8 protein-coding genes are annotated in these 7341 nt (G+C 41.5%); 7 read left to right on the top strand and 1 reads right to left on the bottom strand.

The features are described 5' to 3' along the window. Positions 1–216 precede the first annotated feature (216 nt). The 3 genes from BCU12_RS09230 to BCU12_RS09240 all read left to right on the top strand — a co-directional run bounded on the left by BCU12_RS09230 (position 217) and on the right by BCU12_RS09240 (position 2186). Positions 217–1119 carry a LysR substrate-binding domain-containing protein gene (locus BCU12_RS09230; protein WP_102404036.1) on the top strand — a complete coding sequence of 301 codons (903 nt, stop codon included), beginning with the start codon at positions 217–219 and terminating at the stop codon, positions 1117–1119. 354 nt (positions 1120–1473) lie between these two features. Beyond that, on the top strand, positions 1474–1665 hold the full coding sequence (locus BCU12_RS09235) for a hypothetical protein (RefSeq protein WP_102404037.1): 192 nt from the start codon (positions 1474–1476) through the stop codon (positions 1663–1665). A 341-nt stretch (positions 1666–2006) separates the two neighbouring features. Continuing rightward, complete coding sequence (locus tag BCU12_RS09240; protein WP_102404038.1) at positions 2007–2186, top strand: hypothetical protein; 180 nt, start codon at positions 2007–2009, stop codon at positions 2184–2186. A 454-nt stretch (positions 2187–2640) separates the two neighbouring features. On the opposite strand, the gene trpS is transcribed toward BCU12_RS09240, so the two are convergent. After that, entirely contained in the window at positions 2641–3663 is a 1023-nt protein-coding gene (gene trpS / locus BCU12_RS09245) for a tryptophan--tRNA ligase (RefSeq protein ID WP_017033936.1), read from the bottom strand. A gap of 836 nt (positions 3664–4499) precedes the next feature. Between trpS and BCU12_RS09250 the strand changes: the two genes are divergently transcribed. The 4 genes from BCU12_RS09250 to BCU12_RS09265 all read left to right on the top strand — a co-directional run bounded on the left by BCU12_RS09250 (position 4500) and on the right by BCU12_RS09265 (position 6752). Continuing rightward, positions 4500–4976, top strand: coding sequence for a hypothetical protein (locus BCU12_RS09250; RefSeq protein WP_102404039.1), 477 nt, complete (start codon positions 4500–4502; stop codon positions 4974–4976). Then, entirely contained in the window at positions 4973–5185 is a 213-nt protein-coding gene (locus BCU12_RS09255; protein WP_102404040.1) for a hypothetical protein, read from the top strand. The genes BCU12_RS09250 and BCU12_RS09255 overlap by 4 nt, the downstream gene beginning before the upstream one ends. 13 nt (positions 5186–5198) lie before the next feature. Next, positions 5199–5618: a hypothetical protein gene (locus BCU12_RS09260; RefSeq protein WP_102404041.1), complete on the top strand. Its 420-nt coding sequence runs from the start codon at positions 5199–5201 to the stop codon at positions 5616–5618. A 132-nt stretch (positions 5619–5750) separates the two neighbouring features. Continuing rightward, positions 5751–6752: a hypothetical protein gene (locus tag BCU12_RS09265; RefSeq protein ID WP_102404042.1), complete on the top strand. Its 1002-nt coding sequence runs from the start codon at positions 5751–5753 to the stop codon at positions 6750–6752. Positions 6753–7341: the final 589 nt, after the last annotated feature.

A 7341-nucleotide genomic window follows, 5' to 3' on the forward strand; every position in this document is an offset into this window, starting at 1 on the left:
AAGTGAACCACTTAAAATATCCATCATCAATAATTGTTATTCCGCCCATTAAACCCTTATTAATAAAAGACTTAGTTATGGAAAAAACGTTTAGTTACCTTGTGAAGAAAAATTGATACAATGCGGGCGTTCAATAGATAAATCTGATTAGCCTTTATCTAGGTTATGACAAGGGCATCGTTAAGAGCCCTATCCAGTAGAATTGAAGGAGTGCGAGTGCGTTATTCATTAAAGCAATTGGCCGTTTTTGACTCAGTTGCGGAGTTGGGCAGTGTCAGTCAAGCAGCAGAACGTCTTTCGGTCACTCAGTCAGCGGCAAGCATGTCATTAAGCCAGCTTGAAAAGCTACTTGGGCGAGAGCTATTTATCCGCCAAGGGAAAGAGATGCGTCTCAGCCACTGGGGTAATTGGTTACGACCGAAAGCCAAAAGGTTGCTACAAGACGCGGAGCAAATCGAGCTTGGCTTTTACGATCAACACATATTCAGTGGCAGCATTAACATTGGTGCGAGTCAAACCCCTGCAGAGCACTTAGTACCAGAGCTTATCAGCAAAATTGACAGCGACTTTCCTGAGATACGTACGGGTGTTGAAGTAAGAAGTACTCACCGCGTTATTCAAGGCGTACTCAATTACGAATACGATATTGGTATTATTGAAGGACGCTGTGACGACAATCGAACGCACCAAGAAGAGTGGTGTCGTGATCATCTGGTTATCGTCAGTTCGGCGCATCACCCTTATACCAAGAATAAACAGGTGAGCTTGGCACAGTTAGAGCAAGCACAGTGGGTGTTACGTGAAGGCGGTGCAGGTACTCGAGAAATATTCGAAAGTGCGATGGTACCTCTGATTCCTGACCTTGATGTTTGGCGCGAACACTCTTATGTTCCTGTCATTCGATCTCTGGTTAGCAATGGCCAATACCTAACCTGCTTACCATACCTTGATGTCGCACCAGACATTAAAGAAGGGAAGTTAGCCGCACTTAATGTCCCAGAGCTTAAAATGGATCGTGCTATCTCGTTTATTTGGCGAGCTGACATTGGCGATCACCCGCTGCTAGAGTGTTTAAAGCGCGAAGCACACCGGATGATAAAGAACAAACCGATCAGCTAAACCAAGGTTGAGCCCTTTTTATCCATCATTTTCGCTCAATCTCGGTTAAGAAATGCATAGCCAGAACGATGACTCGTTCTGGCTTTTTTATGCCCTAAACAAAATACAGCCATTCACTCTACAGAAACAATACCCCGAATTAACCGTCTTAAAACAAAACTGATACCGACTATCAGTTTCTCTACATCATTTCGTATCAATAAGCAAATTAGCTACCAACTTCCCTTCCATAAAAAACATTGATAGTGAGTATTCAATGCTTAGTATTCAATCCACTGCCTTTTCTGGTCATTCACTTCTCTCTGAGCTCATGATTGGCTGTTGGATGACTTGAATAAGGACGAACGGTGGACAATGCGCTTGGAAAGCCACCACCCAGATCTTGTCGTGATGGTATTAGGAACTAACGACCTTCAAAGCCGATTCCATGCCGCCGCTTTTGACATTTCGAAAGGCGCAGCGAGACTTGTGCAGATTGTTCAGCAGTTTCATCATGGCTTTATGGAAAACCCGCCGAAGTGCAACTGGTTTGCCCTCCTCCTGTGATTGAAATTGGCCCTTTCAAGGAAAGCTTTGTGGGTGCTGAAGAGTCAGGGTGCCACTTTCTGGACGTAGGAAAGTCATTGAAACCTGCAAAGTAGAAGGCGTTCACTGGCCGATGGATCAGCATGCCAAATTTGCTCAGACTCTTTCAAAAATCATACCTACATTGATCACTCGAATAACGTAGGGATGAGCCTGTCACTTCTTTAGGTGTTGGCGCAATTTGGTAAGATTGCACACTACCTATCAGTTATATTTCTGCCATCAAAGCAAAGACTCAGCAATGACGCACACTAATTCATACATGGAAGCTTTGCTCAACTAAATAAAGGCAATAATACGATATGTATGAACTAACTCTTATTTTGAGCTTAATTGTAGGTGGCACTCAAACAACAGCAGAAACTGATGTAAATAGACAGTTCACAACGCTTGAACAGTGCGAGGCGGCAGGTGCAACGCTGGCCTCTCAGGTTCAAAGTAAAGACGTTAAAACAATTCAAATTTACTGCGAATTGGATTAGGCAAACATAGCTGACGAAATGGCTCAATACCAATCGTTACAAGTAATTGAGATAAACGCTAGATAGCAAAAAGCCGCTAATAAAAGCGGCTTTTTTAATGGTGATGCTTGCACAACATATATTGCAGGCTTCAAATGGTGATGCTTGCAAGATAAGTCAGCATAACTCGAGCGAGCCATCAAAGACTTACAATACTATTTGCAATATAAGTTCGCATAACATTGCATCGAAAGTCTGCAAATTTGTAGAACTGCTAAAATTCAACGTAGTAAAATTACAACGCTGCAATCAGTCCGACGAAAGACACAATGGACATGTGTGTAACAAACTTTTGGACACAAATGAGTTACATGTGACCAAGTTCTGCTGCAAACGTATAAGTATGAAGTCAGCTTCCAGCTATTCAGCTATTCAGCTAATGAAATTCTAGAAGCTGACTTTTAAAAAATGATACTCAGAAAAGATTCAGACCAAAAATGTCCTTAACATCAAAAAGCACTTTGGATGTTTTTTCTCTGGAGACTTGGCTTCCCTTCACTAAAATATCAACTAGTTGGGCTTTATCATTCAAAAACTGGCTTCTACTTTCTCTTATTGGTCGAAGCATTTCCTGTAGGCACTCTTCCAGCACCGTTTTCGTTGTACCGTCGCCAAGCCCGCCACGTCGATAGTGTTCTTTTAGTTGCTTGACATAGTCTGTATCAGAGTGAAAAGCATCAAGGTAGGTAAATACAACATTTCCTTCCACCTTACCAGGTTCTTCGACCCTCAGATGGTTGGGATCTGTATACATAGATTTTACAGCGGCAGAGATTTCTTTTTCACTAGCCCCAAGATTAATGCCATTGCCCATCGACTTAGACATCTTATTTTTTCCATCTGTACTAGGAAGACGTGGTGCATTGCTCAATAAAGGTCGACACTCAGTTAATACACTACGACCCGCCAGAGCGTTCACCTTCCTCACAATCTCGTTGGTTTGCTCAAGCATAGGTAACTGATCATCTCCAACAGGAACTAATGATGCATTAAATCCCGTTATATCAGCAGCTTGAGATATAGGGTATGTGAGGAAGCCTGCTGGGATAGACCGTTCAAACCCTTTGTTTTGTATTTCGCTTTTTACTGTTGGATTTCGCTCTAGCCGACTGATGGTTACGAGGTTACTGTAATACATAGTCAACTCAGCAAGGGCTGGTAGTTGTGATTGAAGGCAAATAGTGGTTTTAGAGGGGTCGATACCAACAGCCAGATAATCAGCAACGACATTTAGAATATTAGATGATACTTTTTTCGGATTGTGGGCATTATCAGTAAGACCTTGCATGTCAGCAACGAGGATCGTTTGCTCATGATCTGCCTGTAAAGCTACGCGCTGCTGTAATGAACCGACGTAATGACCGAGATGCAATGGACCTGTCGCTCTATCACCAGTCAAGATAATTTCTGGTTTATCATTATGTTGCTTTGTACTCATGGTATATCTCCTAGTTAAAATAGATCGCTACTGGAGATACAAAAGAAATTACAGTCTCAGCCACCTTCCAGCAGCTCAAGAATGTAAGAATTCCGTGCCGCTCTAATTAGAGCGCCACCAGAAGAAGAATGATGTGATAGTTGATATGTATTTCATGCGAATAAGCTAACAGTAACCGTTTTGAAGTGCAACAATTGAAAATAATTTACTCATAGAAAAATTAATAACACTCTATTTCTGAGAAAGGTAATTAACATGCTCTAAATCATAAAGGGGCAGAAATGAGTCAGCTCGAGCCTCGTCGACTCGAAGATCTGCTAGATGAAAAAAACATCGTTCGTGATGGTTGAACCAAACATATAAAACAAAAAAGCGAGCCACTTGGCTCGCTTTTCGTTATCTGATTTTCTTAGAATCTATTACAGAAGTTCTACCGACTGTTGAGCGATAACGAACTCTTCATTGGTTGGCAAGCCATTAGAATCGCACCTACTAACACGGATCTGGACAAAAGCTTGTTAGCGATTTTACTAAATTAGAAAATAATAAATAACTACAAGTATTGAAAAGCGCTTAACTTGGTGTCCAGTCTACCTGGATCAGATCAGCGGAACCTACTCCAATAGATTCGTCTACTCGCTACCTTAAATCGAAGGTCAGCCAAGATAAAAGAGGCAAAATGATTGAGGAAAAAGAACTCGGCGGTCAGATAGCAAAGGTGATGCTAGTAATAGGGGGCGTATTGCATACGGAATAACCTATATTCCAAATCGGGTGTATACAGGGCGCGGAGGGGGGGGCTAATATGCGCCAAACGAAACTAGCCAAGGTAAACCATGTTTAATGTATTCAAGAATCGCAAACGTGATGATCTACGTGCTGCAATCAAACAAGAGCTATCTATCGTACTCCCTATAATCCCTATGGAAAATGAGATCCTAAACAATACAATGATAGATAACGTCCTTAATTGGAGTGAACTCTACACCTCAGAAAAAGCTGTAGCAGGAGCAATCATGGCTCTTGTACGTATGGATTATGAAGCATGTGAACAGTGGAACCACTTTCGTGCTAACGCGAAACAATATGCATGTGGAAAAGACCTTTTAGATGACGCTTATGCTGTGTTGAATGACATCATTAAACTTGAGGTTGTTATGACTGTTTACTCCAATGGTTTAGGCGACTACATGACACCGGCAATAGTTAACGTTGGTTTAGCAGATTCATTAGCTAATGCTATCCAAGATATGAGAGATGCTACAGCATCAGTATCCAAGACAATCCAAGCAATGGAGAAATTAGAGGCATGATCAATAACTCAATAACAATCCGCTCAAACACAAACATCAATTTCTTTGTAAAATTTACCCGCCACAGCAACAAAGGGGCGTGGAATGCTCACACTAGTAAATCACTGGTCGGTGCATTCAACGAACTCTCTGAGATGGTTGTAGGTAACGTAATCGTATTAGAGGGTGATGAATTCACCGTCATTGAAGAAACTAACAAACTTAACTAACGAGACCCAAACCATGAATAAACTATTACTAATAAGTGTAATAGCACTATTTTCATTCAACACAATGGCTTCAAATGCGGCTGATGTAATGGCTGCAAAGATAGTAAAAGAAAATGTCAAGAACCTTCCGGTACAACTAAACGCTAACATGTCAATGGAGTCAATGGTGCATCTTAGTGGTGGAGGCATCTCGACGAATACCCGCCTCAAATACACGATGGCCGATCTAGCTATAATAGCTCAACAGCAGGGGGTTAAGTTAGACCTTGAAGCAATGAAGAATGCAATGGAGACACAGGCCAAATCAACCATGTGTAACTCTACAGATAGAGAGACCAAGGACTTTATAAGAGTCGGGGGTTGGTACAAGATTAACTACGTTTTCATAGACGGTAATGTCCTACACACTTTCACTGTAAAATGTAAATCATAGATACTATGAAAGTAAAACATTGAGCTTTGTACGTAACACCCACGGCTACCCTATTTACGTATACCAGGGTAATAATTGGATGCTAGTGAAGTAACTTTAGTTATGAGACTAACTACATTTTGGTAATTTAAAATGTCTACAAACAAAGAACGTCGACAAGGGAAACTGATCGAACGTATTAACAGGGCGGAGAAGGAAAACCAAGAACTTAAAGAAGAACTAGCGCAACTACGAAGAAACCAAGGCAATACAGCAGGGGCAGGCAAGAAAGAACGAGAGCTACTATCCCAAATTGAGAATCTCGAAGAACGTATCAAATTTTGGATGGCTGAGAACAAAAGTGATCGCGCTACCATGGAAAAGATGGAAGCGGCCTTTGACGAGGTTGCAGGAAATTTAGAGGCCCACAAGAAAGCCAACGACCACCTAGTGCAGAGAGCCCAAAGAGAAGAAAATAAAAGCGTAGCTCTCGATAGAGAATTGAAAGAGCTTATAGACACAAAATTGAGTAAAAAGGTTTGGTCTTATATTGGTTTAGCTATTGTCGCCTTTACTAGTTTTGTTGTGCATGAGAACGCTATCTCAGTTAAGCAAGGTACTATAGAGAAGTTCGTTACTGCTAACCGCGGTTTGAAAGTAGACAACAACCGTCTTAGAGCGGAGTTGAATGCAAGTGGTAAAGCAGAGGTTGATGCTCGATTAGCGAAAGAGTTACGCAAGTACGATGACGATATAGCTCAACACACAGCAACTATTAGAACTTTAGAGGCTCGATTGAAGACTGTAAGCCAACAGAACTCTTCATTAATTGCGGAGGCCAATGATTTGAAGTCAAAGCTACCTCGTAATGCTGCATCTGGTAATTGGGTACAAGGTGCCGATGATTGGATTTTAGATGTCAACAATAACTACGCTTTTAACGTTATGACTAACAAACTTGCCGTAAAAGATAAAGATGGGAAGTGGGAATATGACAACGGAACACGCTGTTATATCGACGGAGAAAGCGTGACTAAGTGGAAGGTCGCAACAACTCTGAAACAGGGTAATAGAGTATCGTGCTTTGGTTACACCTCTACATCACTAGCAGGATTCACCCGAGTACATAACGCCGTTCTATCACGAAAGGGCTAAACCCTGTTAATAACAGCCCCCTCCTGATCATGGTTCCTACTTCATCGTGATCAGGTTTTCCGCCTTACCTTTATAATACACCCAGTTCTGCCTTTCTCCAACCTTACCCCGTGAAGCAGAACTTGAAATCGATCACTCTATAGTATTTATAATTTGGGCCTAAATGTAGTGCATAAGGTAAATTTAATCCCTAGCTCCATCAGCTTATTTTGGTTAACACAAAATGCTTTGAAACTCACAAAGGGCAAACTCTTGATACTTGAACGATGTTAACGATCGCCTTTCATTGAACTCAACACGTTAACTAGTTAATTCAGCGAATCTAAATGGGTAAGTGCTGCTGCCCCCTCTGCACTACATGTCTCGGTGAATGTGATCTCCTGTTCGGACTTTATCCATTATTTCCAATCCCCCCACCATTGAGTGGATAACTTTCCATTAAGCATTCCATGTCCAACTCAAGGGCCTGTCTCTTCTGCATAAATCAATTCACTTAGTTAACGAGCGAATATATTAGACTGTGAGGCATAAGTTTTAGTAGGGAAAATCACAATAACAGGATGTAAATGGATAAAGGGCTAAAGGGCTA

Origin of the sequence: Vibrio sp. 10N.261.55.A7 (assembly GCF_002877365.1) — a bacterium.
In the GTDB taxonomy this organism is placed as follows: domain Bacteria; phylum Pseudomonadota; class Gammaproteobacteria; order Enterobacterales; family Vibrionaceae; genus Vibrio.